The sequence below is a fragment of the Azospirillum endophyticum genome (assembly GCF_016595245.1).
Classification (GTDB): domain Bacteria; phylum Pseudomonadota; class Alphaproteobacteria; order Azospirillales; family Azospirillaceae; genus Azospirillum; species Azospirillum endophyticum.
On sequence record NZ_JAENHM010000072.1, the window covers coordinates 59687 to 81924 of the forward strand.

Annotated in this window: 18 protein-coding genes; 6 read left to right on the forward strand and 12 right to left on the reverse strand. The window is 69.0% G+C overall.

The annotated features are described in order from the left end of the window. The first annotated feature begins 187 nt into the window (after positions 1 to 187). The 4 genes from JHL17_RS26575 to JHL17_RS26590 all read left to right on the forward strand — a co-directional run bounded on the left by JHL17_RS26575 (position 188) and on the right by JHL17_RS26590 (position 3822). Entirely contained in the window at positions 188 to 907 is a 720-nt protein-coding gene (locus JHL17_RS26575; protein ID WP_200197693.1) for a pyrimidine 5'-nucleotidase, read from the forward strand. A 108-nt stretch (positions 908 to 1015) separates the two neighbouring features. Beyond that, positions 1016 to 1858, forward strand: a complete 843-nt coding sequence (gene dapD, locus JHL17_RS26580; RefSeq protein ID WP_200197742.1) for a 2,3,4,5-tetrahydropyridine-2,6-dicarboxylate N-succinyltransferase — start codon at positions 1016 to 1018, stop codon at positions 1856 to 1858. 223 nt (positions 1859 to 2081) lie between these two features. Then, positions 2082 to 3230, forward strand: coding sequence for a succinyl-diaminopimelate desuccinylase (gene dapE, locus JHL17_RS26585; RefSeq protein ID WP_200197694.1), 1149 nt, complete (start codon positions 2082 to 2084; stop codon positions 3228 to 3230). Positions 3231 to 3252: 22 nt separating this feature from the next. After that, positions 3253 to 3822 carry a hypothetical protein gene (locus JHL17_RS26590; protein WP_200197695.1) on the forward strand — a complete coding sequence of 190 codons (570 nt, stop codon included), beginning with the start codon at positions 3253 to 3255 and terminating at the stop codon, positions 3820 to 3822. 136 nt (positions 3823 to 3958) lie between these two features. Here JHL17_RS26590 and cobT read toward each other — a convergent pair whose 3' ends face one another. Further along, positions 3959 to 4984: a nicotinate-nucleotide--dimethylbenzimidazole phosphoribosyltransferase gene (cobT, locus tag JHL17_RS26595; protein WP_200197696.1), complete on the reverse strand. Its 1026-nt coding sequence runs from the start codon at positions 4982 to 4984 to the stop codon at positions 3959 to 3961. Between the two features lie 135 nt (positions 4985 to 5119). Next, a complete protein-coding gene (locus JHL17_RS26600; protein ID WP_200197697.1) occupies positions 5120 to 6166 on the reverse strand; it encodes a transglycosylase SLT domain-containing protein in 1047 nt (348 codons plus the stop codon). Between the two features lie 219 nt (positions 6167 to 6385). Here JHL17_RS26600 and JHL17_RS26605 point away from each other — a divergent pair, with 219 nt between their 5' ends. Then, positions 6386 to 8182, forward strand: coding sequence for an acyl-CoA dehydrogenase (locus JHL17_RS26605; RefSeq protein WP_200197698.1), 1797 nt, complete (start codon positions 6386 to 6388; stop codon positions 8180 to 8182). A 217-nt stretch (positions 8183 to 8399) separates the two neighbouring features. After that, positions 8400 to 8834, forward strand: a complete 435-nt coding sequence (locus JHL17_RS26610; RefSeq protein ID WP_200197699.1) for a GFA family protein — start codon at positions 8400 to 8402, stop codon at positions 8832 to 8834. Positions 8835 to 8843: 9 nt separating this feature from the next. Here the strand turns inward: JHL17_RS26610 and JHL17_RS26615 are convergent, their stop codons facing one another. From JHL17_RS26615 to JHL17_RS26660, 10 genes are all read right to left on the reverse strand, one after another. Next, on the reverse strand, positions 8844 to 10160 hold the full coding sequence (locus tag JHL17_RS26615) for a hydroxyacid-oxoacid transhydrogenase (protein ID WP_200197700.1): 1317 nt from the start codon (positions 10158 to 10160) through the stop codon (positions 8844 to 8846). An 83-nt stretch (positions 10161 to 10243) separates the two neighbouring features. Continuing rightward, the gene (locus JHL17_RS26620) at positions 10244 to 13126 is read right to left on the reverse strand and encodes a DUF2339 domain-containing protein (RefSeq protein WP_200197701.1); all 2883 of its coding nucleotides are present in this window, start codon (positions 13124 to 13126) and stop codon (positions 10244 to 10246) included. Positions 13127 to 13270: 144 nt separating this feature from the next. Further along, positions 13271 to 14044: a DUF72 domain-containing protein gene (locus JHL17_RS26625; RefSeq protein WP_247893839.1), complete on the reverse strand. Its 774-nt coding sequence runs from the start codon at positions 14042 to 14044 to the stop codon at positions 13271 to 13273. Then, positions 14041 to 15036 carry a cation diffusion facilitator family transporter gene (locus JHL17_RS26630; RefSeq protein WP_200197702.1) on the reverse strand — a complete coding sequence of 332 codons (996 nt, stop codon included), beginning with the start codon at positions 15034 to 15036 and terminating at the stop codon, positions 14041 to 14043. The genes JHL17_RS26625 and JHL17_RS26630 overlap by 4 nt, the downstream gene beginning before the upstream one ends. Positions 15037 to 15261: 225 nt before the next feature. After that, positions 15262 to 15969, reverse strand: a complete 708-nt coding sequence (gene pcsA, locus JHL17_RS26635) for a phosphatidylcholine synthase (RefSeq protein ID WP_200197703.1) — start codon at positions 15967 to 15969, stop codon at positions 15262 to 15264. Positions 15970 to 16179: 210 nt separating this feature from the next. Beyond that, on the reverse strand, positions 16180 to 17511 hold the full coding sequence (gene glcF / locus JHL17_RS26640) for a glycolate oxidase subunit GlcF (RefSeq protein ID WP_200197704.1): 1332 nt from the start codon (positions 17509 to 17511) through the stop codon (positions 16180 to 16182). A gap of 17 nt (positions 17512 to 17528) precedes the next feature. Then, positions 17529 to 18827, reverse strand: a complete 1299-nt coding sequence (locus tag JHL17_RS26645) for an FAD-binding protein (RefSeq protein WP_200197705.1) — start codon at positions 18825 to 18827, stop codon at positions 17529 to 17531. A 16-nt stretch (positions 18828 to 18843) separates the two neighbouring features. Further along, entirely contained in the window at positions 18844 to 20331 is a 1488-nt protein-coding gene (locus JHL17_RS26650) for an FAD-linked oxidase C-terminal domain-containing protein (RefSeq protein WP_200197706.1), read from the reverse strand. Positions 20332 to 20536: 205 nt separating this feature from the next. Next, a complete protein-coding gene (ykgO, locus tag JHL17_RS26655; RefSeq protein ID WP_012973122.1) occupies positions 20537 to 20662 on the reverse strand; it encodes a type B 50S ribosomal protein L36 in 126 nt (41 codons plus the stop codon). 195 nt (positions 20663 to 20857) lie between these two features. Further along, on the reverse strand, positions 20858 to 21958 hold the full coding sequence (locus JHL17_RS26660) for a tripartite tricarboxylate transporter substrate binding protein (RefSeq protein WP_200197707.1): 1101 nt from the start codon (positions 21956 to 21958) through the stop codon (positions 20858 to 20860). Positions 21959 to 22238: the final 280 nt, after the last annotated feature.

Consider the following 22238-nt stretch of genomic DNA (forward strand, 5'->3'; position numbering starts at 1 on the left):
AGGGCGAAAAACCTTAGGTAGCAAACCGATGAAGGTCTGGCCCATGCTACCTCTTTAGGGGTTAATCTTCAATCAACCTACGAAGCGGGGAACTCCCCATAGCGGCGGCTTGGCCGAAGGGCGGCCCCGCGGCTGCGACCTTGTGAAGCGCCTTGCGGCCGACCGGCGCCGGCCCCATTCTTGGGGGATGACCGTCCAGACCTCCCCCGCCGCCCCGGCGCCCGCTTCCGCCACGAACGCCATGGCCACCCTGCGCGACCGCGCCGTGTGGATCTTCGACCTCGACAACACGCTGTATCCGGCGGCCTGCAATCTGTTCGTCCAGGTCGACCGCCGGATCAACGAGTTCATTGCCGGCCATTTCAACATCGGCATGGACGAGGCACGGGTGCGGCAGAAGCACTTCTTCCGCGAATACGGCACCACGCTGCGCGGCCTGATGATGGAGCACGACGTCGATCCGGTCGCCTACATGGACTATGTCCACGACATCGACGTGACCGGCGTCCAGCCCTCCGCCCTGCTGGCCGACGCGCTGGGCGGGCTGCCGGGCCGCAAGATCATCTATACCAACGGCTCGGTCCGCCATGCCGAGAACGTTGCCGGCCGGCTGGGCATCCTCGACCGGTTCGACGCGGTGTTCGACATCGCCGCCGGCGGCTATGTGCCGAAACCCGATCCGCGTCCCTACGCCACGCTGGTGGAGCGCTACGGCGTCGACCCCACCGATGCCTGCATGGTGGAGGACATCGCCCGCAACCTCGCCCCCGCCCATGCGCTGGGCATGACCACCGTCTGGGTCCGCGGCGAGAAGGAGTACGAGAAGGCCGGCGTCGGCGCCGGGGTCCACATCGACCACACCGTGGACGACCTGCCCGCCTGGCTGGCCAAGGTTGCCGGCCTGTAGGGCTTTGTCGCAAACCGGCTATTGCCGGCCGCGGGTATGGTTGACAGGGGGCGCGATGCGGCTCCATGGTGCCGTCCCTTGGACAATCGACAGCAGAACGACCGCGCCATGAGCCACGCCAGCCTGCAGGCCACCATCGACGCCGCCTGGGAAAACCGCGCCGATCTCACCACCGCCACCACCGGATCCGTCCGCGACGCCGTGAATTCGGCGCTCGACGCGCTCGACGCCGGCGACCTGCGCGTCGCGGAGAAGACCGCCGGCGGCTGGACGGTCAACCAGTGGCTGAAGAAGGCGGTGCTGCTGTCCTTCCGCCTGAACGCCAACGAGATGATCCCCGGCGGCCCCGGCGGCTCCTCCTGGTACGACAAGGTGCCGCCGAAGTTCGAAGGCTGGACCGAGGGCCAGTTCCAGAACGCCGGCTTCCGCGCCCTGCCCGGCGCCATCGCCCGCAAGTCGTCCTACGTCGCCCCCGGCGTCATCCTGATGCCGAGCTTCGTCAATGTCGGCGCCTATGTCGACAGCGGCACCATGGTCGACACCTGGGTCACCGTCGGCTCCTGCGCCCAGATCGGCAAGAACGTCCACCTGTCGGGCGGCGTCGGCATCGGCGGCGTGCTGGAGCCGCTGCAAGCCGACCCGGTCATCATCGAGGACAACTGCTTCATCGGCGCCCGTTCGGAGATCGTCGAGGGCGTGATCGTCGAACAGGGCGCGGTCATTTCCATGGGCTGCTACATCGGCGCCTCGACCAAGATCATCGACCGCCACACCGGCGAGGTCTTCATGGGCCGCGTCCCGGCCTATTCGGTCGTCGTCCCCGGCTCGCTGCCCGGCAAGCCGCTGCCCGACGGCACCCCGGGCCCGAGCCTGTACTGCTGCGTCATCATCAAGCGCGTCGACGAGAAGACCCGGTCCAAGACCGCGATCAACGACCTGCTGCGGGACTGATCGGACCAATAAGCCCTCTCCCGCCCCGGGAGAGGGAGGGGACCCACGAAGTGGGGAGGGTGAGGGGGCGGCCAAGAATCCCGAACCGCACGGTTCCCTGGATCACCCCTCACCCTTCCCAAGCTGCGCTTGGGCCCCTTCCCTCTCCCGGGACGGGAGAGGGACCATGACTTGCGAACCTGGANACGGGAGAGGGACCATGACTTGCGAACCTGGACCTCTAATGACCATCGACCCCGTCGCCCTCGCCCAGGACCTGATCCGCTGCCCCAGCGTCACCCCGCGCGACGACGGTGCGCTCGGTGTGCTGGAGGCGGCGCTGGAGCCAATGGGCTTCACCTGCCACCGCCTGCGCTTCCAGCAGGAGGGCACCGAGCCGGTGGAGAACCTCTATGCCCGGCTCGGCACCAAGGGGCCCAACTTCTGCTTCGCCGGCCACACCGACGTGGTGCCGCCCGGCGACAAGGGCTGGACGGTCGATCCCTTCGCCGGCGCGGTAATGGGAGACCGCCTGTTCGGCCGCGGCGCCGTGGACATGAAGGGCGCCATCGCCGCCTTCGTCGCCGCCGTCTCCCGCCGGCTGCAGGACGGGCCGCCCGCCGGCTCGATCAGCCTGCTGATCACCGGCGACGAGGAAGGAGTGGCGATCAACGGCACCCGCAAGGTGCTGGACTGGCTGGCGGAGCGCGGCGAGCGCATCGACGCCTGCGTGGTGGGGGAGCCGACCAACCCCAAGGCGCTGGGCGACATGATCAAGATCGGCCGGCGCGGCAGCCTGAGCGGCTTCCTGACCGTGTTCGGTGCGCAAGGGCACGTCGCCTACCCGCATCTGGCCGACAACCCGCTGCCGCGGCTGGTCCGCATGCTGGCCGCCGTCACCGAACACCCGCTGGACGAGGGCACGGCGCATTTCCAGCCTTCCACCCTGGCGCTGACCACCATCGACGTCGGCAACAAGGCGACCAACGTCATTCCGGCCCAGGGCAAGGCGACCTTCAACATCCGCTTCAACGACGCCCATACCCCGGCCGGCATCGAGGCTTGGCTGCGCCGGACCTTCGATGCCGTCGGCGGCGCCTATGAGCTGGAAATCTACTGCTCCGGCGACAGTTTCGTCACCCCGCCCGGCCCGCTGACCGAACTGGTGGCCGAGGCGGTGGAGGGGGTGACCGGGCGCCGGCCGGAATATTCGACGACCGGCGGCACGTCGGACGCGCGCTTCATCAAGAACATCTGCCCGGTGGTGGAGTTCGGACTGGTCGGCCAGACCATGCATAAGGTGGACGAGTATTGTTCGGTGGAGGATCTGCGCCAGCTGACCGCCATCTACGAGTCGATCCTGAAGGGCGTGTTCACGCGCCTTGCCGGGTGAACATTCTGACCGGGGCAAGACGATGCCGTTGACCACCCCCGCCATCCTGTCCGCCCTGACCGGCGCCTGGCGGCTGGCCCGCTTCGACCGGACGGGGATGGAGTTCTTCGACCGGACGCCGGACGGCGCGTTGAACTCCTTCTACGCCGCCCTGGTGGTCCTGCCGGCCTACGCGCTGCTGCTGGCGATCCGGCTGTGGGACCAGTTGGACGGCACGCCGGTCCTGCAGCTGGTGACGGTGGAGGGGATCGCCTACGTCGTCAGCTGGACCGCCTTCCCGCTGGCTTTGTTCCGCGTCGTGTCGCTGCTGGGCAAGGAGCCGCTCTATCCCGGCGCGCTGACCGCCTACAACTGGTCGGCGGTGGTGCAGATGGCGATCTATCTGCCGGTCATCGTGCTGTCCGCCACCGGCCTGCTGCCGTCGACGCTGTCCGAGGCGCTGGTCTTCGGCGTGATGATGGCGATGCTGACCTACCAGTGGTTCGTGCTGCGCACCGCCCTGTCGCTGTCGGGACTGGCCGCGGCGGCCCTGGTGATGCTGGATTTGTTCCTGTCGGCGGCGATCAGCGATCTGGCCGACGGGATGCTGTGAGGGAGTTCGGCATCGGTTGCCCCCACCTATCCTCCCCCGCTGGGCGGGGGAGGGACTGCCGCCACGCTCCTGAATAAGCATCCGTCTCCTCCCCCGCCCAGCGGGGGAGGATTAAGGTGGGGGTCTTACACCCCCATCACCCCTGCGTGCTGACTCCCGCCTCGGCGAAGGTCGCCATGCCGGCGTGGCAGGCGACGGCCGACTTCACGATGTTGATCGCCAGCGCGGCGCCGGAGCCCTCGCCCAGCCGCATGCCGAGATCGAGCAGCGGCTCCTTGCCGATCTCCCGCAGAAGGCGGCTGTGCCCCGGCTCGACCGAGCGGTGGGCGACCATGCAATGGTCGAGCGCGCGGCGGTCGGCCTTGTAGAGCACGGCCGCGGCGGCGGTGCAGGCGAAGCCGTCGAGCAGGACGGGCACGCGGGCGACGCGGGCGGCCAGGATGGCGCCGGCGATGGCGGCGAACTCGTAGCCGCCCAGGCGGCGCAGGGCCTCGAACGGATCGTCCTTGGCCTGCGGGTTGGCGGCGACGCCGGCTTCCACCGCGGCGATCTTACGGGCCAGCCCGGCGTCGTCGATGCCGGTGCCGCGACCGGTCCAGTCGGCCGCCTCGCCACCGAACAGCGCGAGGCACAGCGCAGCCGCCGAGGTCGAGTTGGCGATGCCCATCTCGCCCAGCGCCAGCAGCTGGACCCCCATCTCCACCGCCATCATGCCGTAGGCCATGGTGCGGCAGCAGTCCTCCTCCCCCATGGCCGGTCCCTGGGTGAAGTCGGCGGTCGGGTTCTCCAGGTCCAGCTCGTAGACGCGCAGGTCGGCGTCGGCCACCTCGCAGAGCCGGTTGACCGCAGCGCCGCCATTCTGGAAGTTGGCGACCATCTGCGCCGTCACCTCGGCCGGATAGGCCGAGACGCCGCGGGCGGCCACGCCGTGGTTGCCGGCGAAGACGGCGACGCGCGGACGGCGCAGGTCGGCGGGATGTTCGCCCTGCCAGGTCGCCATCCACTGCGCGATCTCCTCCAGCCGGCCGAGCGAGCCCGCCGGCTTGGTCAGCTGCCGTTCGCGCTGGAGGGCCGCGGTGCCGGCCTCCAGGTCGGGGCCGGGCAGGTTGCGCACGAGCGCGCGGATTTCCTCGAAGGTGACGGCGGGCTGCTGGTTGCTCATGATCGGTCCTGAGGGGTGAGCGCCGAAAGAGCGCCAAAAACGGCGCGACCTTGCACCCATCCGGTCCTCAAGTCAAAGTGCCAGAGTAGGGCATTTTGCCCCCTCCCCGCCCGACTTCCCGTCCTGCCATGCGGTTCAGGCGGCCTTGGCGACGGTGTCCGTTCCGGCGGCGCCCGCGGTGGCCGACGCGACCGGCGTCGCCGATTCGGACCCGACGATCCGGCCAAGCCCCAGCCCGAAGCCCATGGCGACACCGGTACCCGACGACTGGTCGGTGCGCACCGGTTCATCGCGCATGCGGCGGTGCTCCTTGTCGCGCTGGCGGGCCGGACGGCCGCTGACGCTGTCGACCTCGTCCGGCGTCTCCAGCGCGTTCAGTGCCAGCACCTGGTAGATCGACAGCGGCGTGCCGTTCAGCGCCTTGCCCGGCGCCATCGGCACCTGGGTGGTGAAACCGTCCGGCATGTCCTGCTTGCGCACCGCGTCGTTCGCCACCTGGGACGGGGCGAAGTTGGCCAGCGGGTTCTCCGAGAACTTGGAGGCGAAACGGTCGTAGATCTCCTTCAACGACTTCGCCTTGCCGGTGGCCTTGTCGTAGAAGACGTTCTTGTTGGCCGCTGCCGCGTCGGGGAAGACGTCGCGGGCGGTGCGGCCGGGGTTCTCCTGCATCGCGTTCAGGAACCTCGAGGCGCCGCCGGCCCCCAGGAAATGCGCCATGTACAGCTCGGTCGACCCGATCTTGCCGTCCACCGTCTCCTCCAGATACTCCTTGTTCTCGCGGGTGTATTCCGCGGCCATCAGGGCCGACGCGGTCGGGTCCTTACGCAGTTCCAGGATCTCCTTCTTCATCTCCGGATCGGCGACATAGGGCCGGCCGTCGCCGCGGGTCTGGATGGCGTTGGCGTATTTGCCATAGCCATGGTCGGCGCCATGCTCCTTCATCGTCTGCAACCAGGTGCTGTCGATGAACTGGTAGAGCCCGGTCGCCGAGGAGGACGAGGACTTTACGTCCGTGCGGTACCCGCTCTCCACGGCAGCTTTTTCCATGAGGTAGGAAAAATCGACCCCCGTCTTCGCGCTGGCATTGCGGACCGCAGCCTCCACATTGGCCGGCCCGCGGGATGCGCCTGCGGCCTGGTTGGCGGCATTGCTGAGATTGCCGAGGGCGGAAGCATAGGTCATGGGTCGATCCCCGTGTGAAGGCCCCGATGGGAGGCAGGCCTTCCAATGCAGACGGCGTGCCAATCGGGTGGAGGAGGGATACCGCCCCTCGGCGGGGCTATCCTTCCAGGACGCCTCATCCCATCCTCTCGCCAAGCTCCATCCGATGCTGTATGTTAACCTATAGGTAAACAAAACAATCCTGCCCCCATAAATCGGCCCCGGGAGAACCGCCCTGCCATGACCTACACCGCTCCGGTCGACGATCTGCGCTTCGTCCTGAACGAGGTGGTGGGCCTCGACGCCATCGCCGCCCTGCCCCATTGCGACAGCGCCGCCCCCGACCTGGTCGACGCCATCCTGGAAGAGGCCGGCAAATTCGCTTCCGGCGTGCTCGCTCCGCTGAACCGGGTGGGCGACAAGGAAGGGGCGAAGCTGGAGAACGGCGTTGTCCGCACCGCCACCGGCTGGAAGGAAGCCTACGGCCAGTTCGCGCAAGCCGGCTGGAACAGCCTGCCCTTCGAGCCGGAGTATGGCGGGCAGGGTCTGCCCTGGACCGTCTCCTTCGCGGTGAACGAGATGTGGCAGGCCGCCAACCTGTCCTTCGGCCTGTGCCCGCTGCTGACCCAGGGCGCCGTGGATCTGCTGACCGAGCATGCCAGCGACGAGCAGAAGGCGGTCTACCTGTCGAAGATGATCTCCGGCGAATGGACCGGGACGATGAACCTGACCGAGCCGCAGGCGGGCAGCGACCTCGCCGCGGTGCGGACCAGGGCGGTGCGCGCCGGCGACGGCAGCTATCGCATCACCGGCCAGAAGATCTTCATCACCTACGGCGAGCATGACCTGACGGAGAACATCGTCCATCTGGTGCTGGCCCGCCTGCCCGACGCCCCGGCCGGCATCAAGGGCATCAGCCTGTTCATCGTGCCGAAGTTCCTGCCCAACGCCGACGGTACGCCGGGCCAGCGCAACGACCTGCGCTGCGCCAGCCTGGAGCACAAGCTGGGCATCATGGCCAGCCCGACCGCCGTCATGGCCTATGGCGACGACGGCGGGGCCATCGGCTATCTGGTGGGCGAGGAGAACCGCGGCATCGAATACATGTTCACCATGATGAACAACGCCCGGCTCGGCGTCGGCATCCAGGGCGTGGCGATCGCCGAACGCGCCTACCAGCAGGCCCGCGACTACGCCAAGAGCCGCGTGCAGAGCAAGGATCTGGCCGATCCCAAGGGTTCCGGCGTCGCCATCATCAAGCATCCGGACGTCCGCCGCATGCTGCTGGACATGCGTGCCAAGACGGAAGCCGCCCGCGCCCTGGCGCTCTATGCCGGCACGCAGCTCGACATCTCCCGCCACCACGAGGATGCGGGAATCCGCGCCGCAGCATCGGCGCGGGTCGACGTGCTGACCCCGATCGTCAAGGCATGGTCGACCGACATCGGCTGCGAGGTCGCCTCGACCGGCGTGCAGATCCATGGCGGCATGGGCTTCATCGAGGAGACGGGCGCCGCCCAGCATTACCGCGACGCCCGCATCACCCCGATCTACGAGGGCACCAACGGCATCCACGGCAACGACCTGACCTTCCGCAAGACCGGCCGCGACAAGGGGGCGGCGGCCAAGGCCTTCGTCGCCGACATGCGGGCCACCGTCCAGGAGTTGGAGTCCGCCCCCGGCGACGACCTCGCGGTGATCAGGACCGAGCTGTCGGCCGGGCTCGACGCGCTGGACCGGGCCATCGACTGGATGGTCGCCACCCAGGCGGAAGGCGATCTGCAAGGGGCCGCAGCCGGCGCGGTGGCGTATCTGAAGCTGTGGGGCAATGTCGCCGGCGGCTGGATGCTCGCCCGCTCGGCGATGAAGGCGATGGAGGGCCTGCGCCAGCCCGGCGCCAACGCGTCCTTCCTGGAAACCAAGCTGATCGTGGCGCGCTTCTACGCCGAGCAGGTTCTGGCGACCGCCCCCGCCCTGCTGCCGACCATCGCCAGCGCCCGCAGCACGGTGATGGCGCTCAGCGAAGAGCAGTTCTGACCGATATGTCTGGCCCCTCTCCCCGAAGCGGGCGAGGGGCTTTTCCTGCACGGACCACCCCGATCCTTCCGTCAGCTTTCAAAAGCTCCCCGATTTTTCGAGGAGCTTTATTATCGCCTATCGAATGAGCATGGTCCTAATGGCCAACTGAACATCCTTGGTATCGGTGATAGCGTCTTATTGTTCGCATCACCAACAAAGATGAAGTCGAAAAGCCATGACAAGCACGGAGACCCATACGGGACGCTGCTTCTGCGGCGCGGTGGAGGTGGAAGTCACCGGCGCACCGGAGGCCATGGGCTATTGCCATTGCCGGTCCTGCCGCTCCTGGTCCGGCGGTCCGGTCAATGCCTTCACCCTGTGGAAGCCCGACGCGGTGCGGGTGACCGCGGGCGCCGAACATGTCGCGACCTTCCAGAAGACGCCGCTCAGCCAGCGTCAGTATTGCGCGAAGTGCGGCGGGCACCTGATGAACAACCACCCGCCGCTCGGCCTCGTGGACGTCTTCTCCGCGACTTTGCCGACCCTGGCCTTCGCCCCCGCCGTCCACGTCAACTACGCCGAGACCGTGCTGCCGATGCAGGACGGTCTGCCGAAGCTGAAGGACTTCCCGGCCGAGTTCGGCGGTTCCGGCGAAACGATGGCTGAATAGCGGCCCGGCTCACCAATAGCGCATCGCATCCGCGTACAGCCCGCGCAGGTCGTCCTCCGAAACCGGGCGCGGCGCGATGGTCAGCAGGCGTTGCTGGGCGGCGGCGCCCCTGACCAGCCCCGGAATGTCGGCCTCGCCATAGCCGAGCGCCGACAACCCGTTCGGCAGCCCGGTCGCCCGCATCATGGAGATCAACCGGGTCGCCAGGAGTTCGCCGCCATCGACCGGGGTGGCCCCTTGCACATCCGCTCCCAGCGCCTCGGCGGCGCGCAGATGGGCCTCCGGAGCCGCCGGGCCGGTGAAGCGGAAGGCGGCCGGGGCGTTCAGCACCACCGAGATGCCGTGCGGCACCATCGGGTCCACCACCTCGTAGCCCGCCGCGGTGAAGCTGTGGTTCATCCCCGCCACCGAATAGGACATGGCGTGCGGGATATGGACGCCGGCATTGCCGAAAGCCAGCCCGGCCAGCGTCGCCGCGAACATCAGCGCATCGCGCGCTTCCGCGCAGTCCGGGTCGTTGACCGCCCGTTCCAGCCATTGCCCGCCCAGCCGGATCGCCTGGAGGCTGCCGATGTCCGACCAGGGATTGGCGCCCTGGTAGGGCGGACGGGCCGTCGGCGATTCAGGGCGCGGACGGGAGCGGAAGGGCCGCGCGGTGTGGCTCTCGATGGCGTGGGTCAGCACGTCGAAGCCGGTGGCGGCGATGGCGCCCGGCGGCAGGCTGTCAATGGTGCGCGGGTCGACGACGGCGAGGCTCGGCCGCAGGTAGCGCGACGAGATGCCGGTCTTCACCTGTTTTTCCACATGGTCGAAGATGGCGACGCCGGTGGTCTCGCTGCCGGTGCCGCAGGTGGTCGGGCAGGCGATGTGCGGCTTGACCGGGCCGGGCACCGGGATGCCCTCCCCCAGCGGCTTGTTGACGTAGGCGAGGAAGTCGGCCGGGTGGGTGGCGTAGAGATTCGCCGCCTTGGCGGTGTCGATCACCGATCCGCCGCCGATGGAGACGTAGCCGTCGAAGCCGCCGTCCCGCGCGAAATCGGCGGCGTCGAGGAAGGAGGCGCTGGTCGGCTCCACCCGGCAGCGGTCATAGACCACCGGGTCCATGCCGGCCCGCTTCAGCGAGTCGAGCGCCATGCCGAAGGGTGCGGTCGCCGCCACCCGCGGATCGGTGAACAGCGCCACCCGCGTCATGCCCAGCGACAGCGCGTCGCCGCCCAGCTCGGCCAGCATGCCGGGACCGAACTTCATCCGCGCCGCTTCGACGGTGAAGCCCTCCTCGCCGTCGGGCAGGATAGGATAGGCGTTGCCGTGCATCTCGCGGTCCATGGGGGCTGCTCCTCCGGTGGCGGGAGGCCGGGTTTCATCCCGGTCCATCCTTCACCGTATGGGAACGCCCCCTGCCGGCCCTGTCAATGAGTCCGTTGGTCCAACAGATTGTCCGTCGGCAGATCGTCGACGGGAGACGGCGGCGGCTCCGGCTCCGTAGGCGCCGCGGCCGACGGCGGACGCAGAAGCCGCTGGTAGAGCCAGCCGGTGCCGACCAGGCAGAGGCCGAGACCGAGGAAGGAGGCGACGCGGTACATCCCCTCCAGGTCGGACATGTCGCTGAGGAACACCTTGGCGACCACCGCCAGCACCAGCACCAGCCCGGCATGCCGCATCCAGCCCCAGCCGAAGCGGATGCCCGCCACCAGCATCGCCACCGCGAACAGCAGGAAGCCGGCGGAATAGCTGTACCATTCGGCATCCGACATGTCGTAGCCGTCCAGGACCGGCCCCTGGAAGGCGCGGCGGATCTCCAGGGCCAGATTGGTGGCGATCAGCAGCAGCGCCAACACCGGAGCGGCGCTGCGCAGGCTGCGCGACGGCGGCGGGTCGTACCAGAGATAGACCAGCAGCAGCACGGCCGGCGCGCCATAGGCCAGCAGCAGCCGGTTGACCACCGGCCAGGTACCGACCCATTCGAAATTCCACAGCGGGTTCAGCACCAGCAAATGCAGGAAGAGGGCGCTGGCCGCGGCCAGCAGGACCAGCAGGCGCCGGCCCCACACCGCAACCGCCCGCGTGCTCCACCGCCGGTCTGCCGCCAGCAGCAGGGCGAGGCCAAGCCAGGACAGGGTGTGCAGCGCCACCTCCGCCAGATCGGAGGGCATCTCCTCCAGGCTGCCGGACATCCAGCGGTGGATGCCCAGCGACAGCATCAAGGTGGTGAAGATCAGGGCACCGGCCTCCAGCACCATCACCACCAAATCATCGCCCTTCGGGCCTTCCTCTTTCCCGGCCGGCGCCGCCCGCATCCAGCGCGCCGCCGCCAGGAAGCCCAGCGCCGGCAGGCCGTAGCCATAGCCGATCCAGCCATAGCCCTCATATTCCAGCACGGAGGGGTTGACCGCCAGCCGGACCAGCACGGCGACCGCCACCAGCAGGGTGACGCCGCGCAACTCGCGCAGGGCCAGTTGACGCTCCAACCACGCCAGCACCGGCACCTGCATCGCCAGCGCGACGGTCAGCCACGCCTCCTGCAAGGTCATGGTGGCACCGAGCGCGATGGCGCCGGTGGCGCCGGCAGCGAAGGCGGCCAAGCCCAGCGCGGCGCCCGGACGGTGGCGATGGCGGGCCAGCGGCGTGGTGGCGCCGACCAGCAGGGCCGCCAGCACGAGGGCGGCGGCCGGCCAGCCGATGGCGGTTTGCGGCATCATCACCTGGGGATAGGCGGCCGTCACCGGCGCGTAGGCCACCGACACCTGAGCATAGGCCAGAGTCAGCAGGGCCAGCGGGGCGAGCGCCGAGATCGACGCCCACAAGGCGGCCCGCCGCGCCTCCCACAACGCGATGAAGCCGCCGATGCCGAACAGCGCGGCGAAGCCGGCCGCCACCCACAGGAAACGCACGACCTCCGCCGGAAAGCCGGCCGGATCGGCGATGATCAGCGGCTGGCCGTCCGCATTCAGCGGCGGCGGGCTGGACGGCACATAGGGCAGACTCCAGGGCGCCAGCGCCAGCAGCACCGCCAGCACCGCGATCCAGGCCACCCCGGCGATCCGTTCCGTCCGCCGTCCGCCGACCATCGCCAGCAGGGCGAACAGGCCCAGCACGATCAGCGACACCGATTCGTGTGAGTCGAGCCAGGTGACGGCGGCGACCAGCACCCCGAACACCCGCATCGCCATCATCGCCAGCCGGTCGGCCGGGTGGCGCCGCTTGCGCCGGATCCAGTCGGGCAAAGCCGTGCGCCAGCCGGTGGCGGGGGCGGGTTCCGGCGGCGCCTGGTCCAACACGCCCAGCACCGCCGGCACTAGGAACAGCGCGGTGGTCAGCAGCAGATAGATGCCGGTCGGCAGCGCGTCGCCATTGCGCCAGGGGTCGATCATCCAGATCAGCGGCCACAGCGCCGCACCGGCCAGCGCCCCCCAGCCGAGCCAGCCCCAGCCGCGATACAGCACGACCGCCATGCCCGCCCCGTTCAGCGCCAGCAGATAGGCGAACAGCCCCCAGGCGTCGGGATGATCGGAGGGAATCAGGATCGGCGTGACATAGCCGGCCAGCAACCCGAGCGCCGCGATGAACGGCCCCTGCAGCAGCGACAGCCCGATGCCGACCAGCGACAGGGCCGCCAGCAGCGCGAAGGCGACCAGCGGCGCGAACAGATCGAACAGGGCGAAGCCGCCATAGACGCTGGCGAAGGCGGTGAACAGGCCGGCGGCGGTCAGGGCCGGCGGCACATAGTCGGGCCGGAGCGCGGCAACGGCACGCTGGGCCGGCCGGCGGCGCAGCCATTCGCCTCCCACCATCAGCCCGAATCCGGCGAGCAGCCCCAGCGCCACGCGGACGCTCGGCCCGAGCCAGCCATGGTCGACCGACAGCTTGATGAAGAAGGCGGCCGCCAGCGCCATGGTGGCGCCGCCGAGCCAGATCAGCCAGCGCGAGGCCAGCGACTCCTCCAACTCGCGCCATCCCGGCCGCGCCGCCGCCGGAACCGCGGGTTCCGGGGGCGACAGGGGCGGCGGGGCCGGTGGCGGAGATTGCACAGGCCCTTCCGCATCCGACGCGAAGACCGGCTCGCCGGCCTCCTCGCCCGGCGGCACATCCAATGCGGGGGCCGGTGCGCCGACGGAAGCGGCCCCGGTGACGGCCTCAGGAGCGCTCTCGGTCGTTGAAAGCGGCAGCGTACCGGCCAGCGCCTTGTCCAGCCGGCCGCGCAAGGCCGCGATTTCCGCCGCCTGGGCCTTCAGCCGCCGGTCCAGCCGGTGGGTGAGGAAGCCGAAGATCAGCAGTAGGACGACGAACTCCATGACCACACCGCCTGCACACCGTTGCCTCCCGATCGGAGGCGTTTCGCGGCAGCATAGCCTCGCAACAATGCACCGTCACGGTCGTGCTGGAGGTTCCCCCATTGGTGGAACCGGCCGAAGATGGAGATCCTGCCAGGGATGGGCTCAGGGCCGCCGCGCTCCGCCGTCGCCCCGCCCGCCCTCCACTCGCGCCATCGTCGCCAGCGCGTCGTCGACGGCGTGGAAATCGGCGGTGTTGTCGAAGACGCACCAGACCGGCCGCAGCGCCGCCTCCGCTGCCAAGCGTTCGGCCAGCGCGTCCAGCACGGCAGGTTCATAGGCGGAACGGTACATCACCGGCGATCCGTGCAGCCGCCAGTAGCGCAGGCCGTCCCAGCCGCCCGGCTCACCGGCTCCCGGCACCGGGGCGGGATCAGCGGCGACGCGGGCGACGCGCCGGGTGACCAGCAGGGCCTCCGCCTCATCGCCGAACCACGAAGCATGGCGCGGCTCGCACACCACGTCCCCGTCGAAGCGGTGGCGCAGGGCGGCGAAGAACGCCTCCGCCACCGCGGGGTCGAAGCGCAGGCTGGGTGGCAATTGCACCAGCAGCGGACCGAAGCGGTCGCCCAGCATCCCCGCTTCCGCCAGGAAGCGCTCCAGCGCCGCCTCGACGCCGACCAGCCGGGCCTCGTGGCTGATCGCCTTGGGCAACTTCACCGCGAAGCGGAAGCCGAGCGGGGTGGAGGCGGCCCAGCGCGCCCAGGTCTCCGGCTTGTGCGGGCGGTAGAAGCTGCTGTTCACCTCAGTCATCGGCATGACGCGGGCGGTGCGCTCCAGATGGGTGCCCTCGGCGGGAAAGGCCGGCGCCGAGAGCTTGGGGATGCTCCAGCCGGCGGTGCCGATCCGGATCGGGTGCGCCGTGGATACCTCCATCATTCGGCCGGATGTCCTTGGGCCGAATATCCTTGGGCCGGAAGCCCCGCGGCCGGGGCCGCTCCGTCACCACCCTGCCGGCCGCGGCGGGCGCGCAGCGACTCGGCCTCGACGAAGATGCGGCGGATGATCGGATATTGGCTGCGGATGCGGCTTTCCAGCGAGCAGACGGCGCCCTCCACCTCGCGGGCGTTCAGGCTGTCCTGGAACTCCACCGACAGGTTCAGCAAGACATCGTCCGGTCCCATATGCATGGTCAGCACGTCGAGCGGCCGCTTCACCCGCGCCTCCTCGCCGACGATGCGGCGGATGCCCTCGACGACGCGGCGGTCGGCCGATTCGCCGATCAGCAGCCCCTTCGACTCATAGGCCAGCAGCGCTGCGATGATCGCCAGCACGACGCCGATGGCGATGGAGGCGTAGGCATCGTAGATCGGGTCGCCGGTGACTTCGCCCAGCATCAGGCCGATGCCGGCCAGAAGCAGGCCGGTCAGCGCCGCGGTATCCTCCAGCAGCACGACGAAGACCGACGGGTTCTTCGACCGATGGACCGCCGACAGGATGCCGACGCCGCTCTGGCCTCGGCGGAACTCGCGGAACGCGACGAACCAGGAAAAGCCTTCGAACAGCACGGCGAAGCCCAGGACGGCGAAATTCACCCAGGGACTTTCCACCGGTTCCGGATGGGACAGGGCGTGCCAGCCGTCATAGATGGACAGGCCGGCACCGATGCCGAACAGCAGGACGGCGACCACGAAGGACCAGAAATACACCTCGCGCCCGTGGCCGAAGGGGTGCTGCGGGGTCGGCGGGCGACGGGCGCGGCGGATGCCGTAGAGCAGCAGCAGCTGGTTGCCGCTGTCGACGATGGAATGGATCGCCTCGCTGAACATGGCGGCGCTGCCGGTCATCGCGCTGGCGACGAACTTGGTCAGCGCGATCATCAGGTTGCCGCCGAGTGCTGCGAGCACGACCTTGGTGGAGCCTTCGGCCAAAACGGGAACCCTTCGCTGGAGCGGATGCCGAACTGCGCATGAGCAACGTCCGACGATCGCAGCGGTTCCCTTGAGAATCCCCTCTCCCCCCCGGGGAGAGGGTTAGGGTGAGGGGGATTCATGACGAGGATCAGTCGGGATGCCGGCGCTCCGGATTCCCGGCGAAGCCACGCTGCGGCTCCCCCTCACCCCGACCCTCTCCCCGGGGGGGAGAGGGAGATGCCATCAAGGGCCGCGCAGCGTCCGCCAGGCGCAAACGGCGGCGTAATAGACCGAGGTCGCCAGCCACAGGCCGAACAGCCAGCCCGGCCGCGCCGGCTCCACCACCACCAGGGCGATGCAGCACAACAGCCAGACCGTGGTCACGCCGATGTTCAGCGCCATCAGCGCCTTGACGCGGAAGGGATGCAGGAACTTGACGGTGGTGAAGGTCAGCAGCCCCAGCGCCACCACGACGGCCGCATTGAACCAGGGGCTGAGGTCGAGCAGCCACAGATAGAGGGCCACGACGTTCCAGATCGCCGGAAAACCGACGAAATAGTTGTCGCCGCTCTTCATCCCGACATTGGCGAAGCAATAGAGCGCCGTCAGCAGGATCCAGGCGGCGAGGGCGATGCTGATCAACCCATCCGGCAGCAGGCCGAAGCGGTGCATGAACACCGCCGGCACCACGACATAGGTCAGGTAATCGATGACGAGGTCCAGCGCAGACCCGTCGATCCCCGGCAGCACCTGCTTGACCGAGACCCGGCGGGCCAGCGTGCCGTCGACGCCGTCGACGACCAGCGCGATGCCCAGCCACATCAGGCACAGCTTGGCGTCGCCCGCCGCCGCCGCCAGCAGGCCGAGCAGCCCCAGCACGGCGCCGCTGGCCGTGAAGATGTGAACACCCCAAGCCGACAGCCGATGGGTGATTCCGTAGGCGGCGCTCATGCGGACGGTTTCCGTGGGTGGCAATGATGTCGGTGGCAATGACAAGGCGATGACCTGAACGGGGCGGGGGCCGGAACGAGAGGCGGGCGGATTTTCTGACACAGATGGACGCAGATAAACACAGAATTGTAGGGGTAAGAAACCCCCGGTTCCGCCCACGCTGGCGTGCATCCCCGTCTCAGGCCCTCCTGCCCGCGCCGCTCCTTGAGGTCACCCGCCCCTGCCCTGCCGGAAGGCCGCCCGGCCGGCCACCGCGTCGGGCAGCGGACCGCCGGTCGCCCAGTCCAGCAGCTCCACCGTGTGGACCACCGGCAATCCGGTACCGGACGATATCTGGGTGATGCAGCCGAGATTGCCGGCCGCCACCGCCTGGGCCTGGGTGCTTTCGATCGCCGCGACCTTGCGGTTCCGCAACTCTTCCGCCAGTTCGGGCTGCAGCATGTTGTAGGTGCCGGCCGACCCGCAGCAGAGATGCGCGTCGGGGATCTCCTTCACCAGAAAGCCGGCGGCGCGCAGCAGGGCGCGCGGCGGTTCCTTGATGCGCTGGCCGTGCTGCATCGAGCAGGCGGAATGGTAGGCGACCGCCTGCCCGGTCTCCACCACCGGCCGCTCCAGCCCGATTCCGTTCATCAGTTCGGTGACGTCCTTCGCGAGATTCGCCACCCGCGCCGCCTTGGCGGCATAGGCGGCATCCTCGCGGAACATGTGGGCATAATCCTTGACGCTGGTGCCGCAGCCCGAGGCGTTGACGACGATGGCGTCCAGCCCCTCGCCCTCGATCTCCTTGGTCCAGGCATCGATGGTCTTCTTCGCGGCGGCGTGGGCGAGGTCCTCCTTGCCCATATGGTGCGTCAAGGCGCCGCAGCAGTCGGCGCCCTTGGACACCACCACCTCGACCCCATGCCGGGTCAGCAGACGGATCGTCGCCTCGTTGATCTGCGGCGCCAGCACCTGCTGGGCGCAGCCGATCAGCAGGGCGACCCGCTTCTTCCGCGGCCCCTGCGCCGGATGGATGCCCGGACGGTCGCTGTAGCTCGGCGCCGGGACGCTGGCCGGGGTCAGCGCCAGCATGGCGGACAGCCGCTTGGGCAGCAGGGCGCGGAACGGGCGGCCCAGGGAGACGCCGAGCGACGCCCCGAGCAGGGCCAGCCGGAACAGCCGCGGGTTGGGCAGCAGCCGCGCGATCAGGTCGCGCACCGCCCGGTCGGCCGGCGGACGGCTGTGGGTCGCCTCGATGTGGGCGCGGGCGTGATCGACCAGATGCATGTAATGGACGCCCGACGGGCAGGTCGTCATGCAGGACAGGCAGGACAGGCAGCGGTCGATGTGCTTGACCGTGGTCTCGGGCGGCGGGCCGCCCTTCTCCAGCATGTCCTTGATCTGGTAGATGCGGCCGCGCGGGCTGTCCAGCTCGTCGCCCAGGATGGTGTAGGTCGGGCAGGTGGCGGTGCAGAAGCCGCAATGGACGCATTTGCGCAGGATCTGCTCCGAGTCGCGGATCGCGGCATCGGCCAGCTGGGCCAGCGAGAAGTTCGTTTGCATCGAGGTCGGTCTTCCCGTTACAGCCCCGCATACATGCGGCCGGGGTTGAGGATGCCCTTGGGATCGAAGCTTTCCTTGACCCGGCGGCTCAGCGCCATCAGTGGCTCCGCCAAGGGCTGGAAAACGTCGGTCGCGGCCCGCACGGCGTCCGGCGCCCGCACCAGCGTGGCATGGCCGCCCGCGGAGAGCGCGCCACGGATCGTCCCGCTCGAGTCGGGCGGTGCCGCCAGCCAGACCAGCCCGCCGCCCCAGTCATAGAAGACCTCGACGTCGAGCGTGCGGCGGATGGCGGCGACGGTAGCGGGACCGGTCGACGGCGGGACCGAGAGTTTCCACAGCTGCGAGTCGTCCTTGCCCCCTCCCCGACCCTCCCCCGCTGAGCGGGGGAGGGAGTCAGGGTCCGATACGGGAGAGCCGCGGTGGTCCCCTCCCCCGCCCAGCGGGGGAGGGTTAGGGTGGGGGCCGTCGGCAGCCACTCCCCCGAACCACACCCCATCCCTCACCTCGCGCCAGACCGCCAACGACTCGTCGCGCGCCAGCACGGCGTCGGCCCGAAGCTCCTCGCGCAGCATGGTCACACGCGCGGCGACCGACGGACCGAAGCCCTCCAGCCGCACCAGCGTCACCGCCCCGCCCGCTCCCGCCACGGCGGACACCCCCGACCGCGCGGCGACCGCCGCCGGCAGATGGGCGGCGCCCGACACCTCGTAGGGGCTGCGCAGCGCCCGGTCGAGCATCGCCACCGCCGCCGCGTCGTCCAGACCGAACAGCAGCAGCGTCGCGGTGTCCTCCGGTGCCGGCAGCACCTTCACCGTGATCTCGGTCAGTGCGGTCAGGGTGCCGAAGGACCCGGCCATCAGCTTGGGCACATCATAGCCGGTGACGTTCTTCACCACCTTGCCGCCGCCCTTGTAGGCTTCCCCCCGGCCGCTGACCCCGGATATCCCCAGCGTGTGGTCGCGGGCGGATCCGGCCGAGATGCGGCGCGGCCCGGCCAGTCCGCTGGCGACCAGCCCACCCAGCGTTCCGCCTTCCGGCGGCTCGAAGGCCAGATGTTGCCCGCGGTCTGCCAGCATGCTGCGGATCGTCTCCATCGGCGTGCCGGCCAGCGCGGTCAGCACCAGTTCCTCGGGCTCATAGGCGATCACGCCCGACAGGGCGGACAGGTCGAGCGCATGGCCGGCCTGCACCGGGCGCCCCAGCCCGCGGCGGCTGCCGCTGCCCAGGATCTCCAGCGGCTCGCCGGCCGACAGCGCCCAGCGCACCGCATCGGCCGCCTGCGCGGCGCTTTCCGGCTTCAAGGTGGTGATGGTCATGGCGGGGGGCGGCCCTTCAGAAACGCGGGATGTCGGGGAAGCGCAATTCCCCCTGGTGGACATGCAGCCGGCCGAGTTCGGCGCAGCGGTGCAGCGTGGGAAAGACCTTGCCCGGGTTCAGCAGCCCGTCGGGGTCGAAGGCGCATTTCAACCGCTGCTGCTGCTGCAGATCGGCCTCGTCGAACTGGTCGGTCATCAGGTCGCGCTTCTCCACCCCCACCCCATGCTCGCCGGTCAGCACGCCGCCGACCTCGACGCACAGGCGCAGGATGTCGTTGCCGAAGGCCTCCGCCGCCTCCAGCTCGCCCGGCTTGTTGGCATCGTAGAGGATCAGCGGATGCAGGTTGCCGTCGCCGGCATGGAAGACGTTGGCGACGCGCAGGCCGCAGCGGTCCGACATCTCCTGCATCCGCTGCAGCACCAGCGGCAGCGCCTTGCGCGGGATGGTGCCGTCCATGCAGTAGTAATCGGGGCTGATCCGCCCCACCGCCGGGAAGGCGGCCTTGCGCCCGGCCCAGAAGGCCAGCCGCTCCTCCTCGCTGTTGGACACGCGGGCATAGCAGGCGCCCTTGTCACGGGCGATGGCCTCGACCCGCTCGATCAGGTGGTCGACCTCCGCCGCCGGCCCGTCCAGCTCGACGATCAGCAGCGCCTCGACGTCCAGCGGATAGCCGGCCTGGACGAAGGCTTCGGCGGCGTGGATGGCGGGGCGGTCCATCATCTCCATGCCGCCGGGGATGATGCCGGCGGCGATGATGGCGGCCACGCAATCGCCGCCCTGTTCGCTGCTGGGGAATCCCAGCAGCACCGCGCGGGCGGTGGCTGGCTTCTTCAGGATGCGCACCGTGACCTCGGTCACCACGCCCAGCAACCCCTCCGACCCGGTGACGATCCCCATCAGGTCATAGCCGCCGGCATCCAGATGCTTGCCGCCCAGCCGCAAGATGGTGCCGTCCATCAGCACCAGTTCCAGCCCCAGCACATTGTTGGTGGTCAGCCCGTATTTCAGGCAGTGCACGCCGCCGGAATTCTCGGCGATGTTGCCGCCGATGGTGCAGGCGATCTGGCTGGACGGATCGGGGGCGTAATAGAAGCCCTCATGCGCCACCGCGTTGGAGATGCCGAGGTTGGTGACCCCCGGCTGCACGGTGACGCAGCGGTTGGCGTAATCGATGTCGAGGATGCGCTTGAACTTGCCCATGCCCAGCAGCACGCCGTCGGCCAGCGGCAGGGCGCCGCCCGACAGCGAGGTGCCGGCCCCGCGCGGCACCACCTTCACCCCCATCGCCTTGCAGGCCTTCAGGATTTGGGACACCTGCTCCACCGTGCCGGGCAGCACGGCGACCATCGGCAGCTGGCGGTAGGCGGTCAGGCCGTCGCACTCGTAGGCGCGCAGCTCGTTCTCATCGACGATCACGCCTTCGCCCGGCACGATGGCGCGCAGCGCCTCCACGATCTCGCGGCGGCGGGCGATCACCCCGCTGTCCGGCACCGGCATCTTCATCGCGGGCGGTCCTCATCCCGTTGTGGCGAACTCGTCCGCCACACGTATCATTCGCCCCGGTGGAAGCACAAGGCGCGCGCTCGGGATGCGGGATGCCCAAAACGCAAGAGCCGCACCCGAAGGCGCGGCTCTTGCGTAAACACCCGATGACCGGGAGGCAGGGCGCGATGCCCGGCCTCGCAGTCGATCGATCCTGACGGATCGATCAGCCCTGGCGGGCCTTGAAGCGGGGGTTCTGCTTGTTGATGACGTAGACGCGACCCTTGCGGCGGATCACGCGGCAGGCCTTGTGGCGCGTCTTCATCGACTTCAGGGAGTTGACGATTTTCATGATGCTGTTCCTGAACGCTCGGCGGCTCGATTGAAGGCGCGCACCATAGTGCGGTGCCCACCGGCTGTCAACGCCCGGAAATGACCCGAACCGCGGTCGTCGCCAGCCGATTTCGCCGCAGCATCCACCGTGGGGAAATGGCGGATACGGCAGGCGGAAATCGCAAAGCGCACCCAACCGGCATCACGTCGCCCCTCACTTCAGCCAGGGCGTTTCCCTCCAGACCGTGCGGAAGGTGGCCTCCTGGGCCTTCAGCTCCGCCGCATACCGGTCGGGGGGCAGCAGGCGCAGCGGCTGGTAGGCCTTGCGGGCGATGTCCTGGAATTCCGGATGCTTCACCGCCCTGTCGATGGCATCGACCAGCTTGGCGCGGATGTCGGCCGGCAGGCCGGCCGGGGCGGCAAGGCCGCGCAGGGACGACATCTTCACGTCGAACCCCAACTCCTTGAAGGTCGGGACATCCGGCGCCTGTTCCGACCGCCGGTCGGTCATCACCCCCAGGATGCGGATCGGATCGCCTTGGCGCGCCCGTGCCGATTCGCCGATGTTCATCGAGGTGACCTGGATATGCCGGCCCAGCAGCGCACGGTGAGCGTCGGCGCTGCCCGGAAAGGGCACATGGGTCAACTGGGTCTGGGTCAGACGCTGGAACATCAGCATCGCCAAGTGGTCGTCGGACCCGATGCCGGTGGTGCCGACCGTCACATTGTTGGGGTTGGCCTTGGCAAAGGCGGCGACATCGGCCAACGACTGGAAAGGGCTGTCCATGTGGACGACGAAGGAGCCGGGATCGTCCACCAGGTTGTAGAGCGGGTCGAGCCGGTCGAGCGAGAAGCGCGCGTGCCGTTCGATCGGGATCGTCACGACGTTGGGCGAGTTGATGAGGCCGATGGTGTAGCCGTCGGGAGCGGCATCGGCGATGGCGGCGAAGCCGATCTCGCCGCCGGCGCCCGGACGGTTCATCACCATCACCCTGGCGCTGCCGCCCAGTTCCTGCTCGATGAAGGGAGCGAGCGACCGGGCGATGACATCGGATCCGCCGCCGGCGGCGTAGCCGACGATCAGGCTGATCGGCTTCTCCGGATAGGCGGCCCGGGCGATTCCCGGTCCCCCCAGCCCGACCGTCGCCGCCATCGCGGATGCGGTCAGCCCGGCAACCAGCACACCCCGTGTCGTCAGCCGTGCCGCCAGCCGCCGCAGTCCGCGCGAAAAGGCGCCGAACCGGCCGATACCGGGTGCAGCGGCGGCCGATTCCGTCGATCCATCCCGTATGGCGGAATGCACGTTCATATCCATACATCGCCTCCTTCGGTTCGATTCCACCCTGTGGCCCGGACTGCGCTCAAGATTCTGGCTTGGAGATCGCCTTCAGGAACCATCTTGGAGCGGCCCCGATGCGGATGCGTCCTTTTTTGCCGATCCAAGGGATCGATGATCGGCCGCCTTCTTTCCGTCCCCCCACCGCAGCGACGCTCCATTGCCAATCATCATCCATAGAGCCGTTGCCGGACGAGCGACAAAATATCGCTGATTGTATATTTTTCATTTCGATCTACTTTTAAAGCCGCTTCGAAGG

Coding starts and splice junctions, on each gene's coding strand:
- JHL17_RS26610 (WP_200197699.1), top strand. CDS start 8,400: ATGACAAGCACGGAGACCCATACGGGACGCTGCTTCTGCGGCGCGGTG.
- JHL17_RS26575 (WP_200197693.1), top strand. CDS start 188: ATGACCGTCCAGACCTCCCCCGCCGCCCCGGCGCCCGCTTCCGCCACG.
- JHL17_RS26620 (WP_200197701.1), bottom strand. CDS start 13,126: ATGGAGTTCGTCGTCCTACTGCTGATCTTCGGCTTCCTCACCCACCGG.
- dapE (WP_200197694.1), top strand. CDS start 2,082: ATGACCATCGACCCCGTCGCCCTCGCCCAGGACCTGATCCGCTGCCCC.
- dapD (WP_200197742.1), top strand. CDS start 1,016: ATGAGCCACGCCAGCCTGCAGGCCACCATCGACGCCGCCTGGGAAAAC.
- JHL17_RS26625 (WP_247893839.1), bottom strand. CDS start 14,044: ATGATGGAGGTATCCACGGCGCACCCGATCCGGATCGGCACCGCCGGC.
- glcF (WP_200197704.1), bottom strand. CDS start 17,511: ATGCAAACGAACTTCTCGCTGGCCCAGCTGGCCGATGCCGCGATCCGC.
- JHL17_RS26650 (WP_200197706.1), bottom strand. CDS start 20,331: ATGAAGATGCCGGTGCCGGACAGCGGGGTGATCGCCCGCCGCCGCGAG.
- JHL17_RS26615 (WP_200197700.1), bottom strand. CDS start 10,160: ATGGACCGCGAGATGCACGGCAACGCCTATCCTATCCTGCCCGACGGC.
- JHL17_RS26660 (WP_200197707.1), bottom strand. CDS start 21,958: ATGGATATGAACGTGCATTCCGCCATACGGGATGGATCGACGGAATCG.
- JHL17_RS26590 (WP_200197695.1), top strand. CDS start 3,253: ATGCCGTTGACCACCCCCGCCATCCTGTCCGCCCTGACCGGCGCCTGG.
- ykgO (WP_012973122.1), bottom strand. CDS start 20,662: ATGAAAATCGTCAACTCCCTGAAGTCGATGAAGACGCGCCACAAGGCC.
- JHL17_RS26600 (WP_200197697.1), bottom strand. CDS start 6,166: ATGACCTATGCTTCCGCCCTCGGCAATCTCAGCAATGCCGCCAACCAG.
- cobT (WP_200197696.1), bottom strand. CDS start 4,984: ATGAGCAACCAGCAGCCCGCCGTCACCTTCGAGGAAATCCGCGCGCTC.
- pcsA (WP_200197703.1), bottom strand. CDS start 15,969: ATGAGCGCCGCCTACGGAATCACCCATCGGCTGTCGGCTTGGGGTGTT.
- JHL17_RS26645 (WP_200197705.1), bottom strand. CDS start 18,827: ATGACCATCACCACCTTGAAGCCGGAAAGCGCCGCGCAGGCGGCCGAT.
- JHL17_RS26605 (WP_200197698.1), top strand. CDS start 6,386: ATGACCTACACCGCTCCGGTCGACGATCTGCGCTTCGTCCTGAACGAG.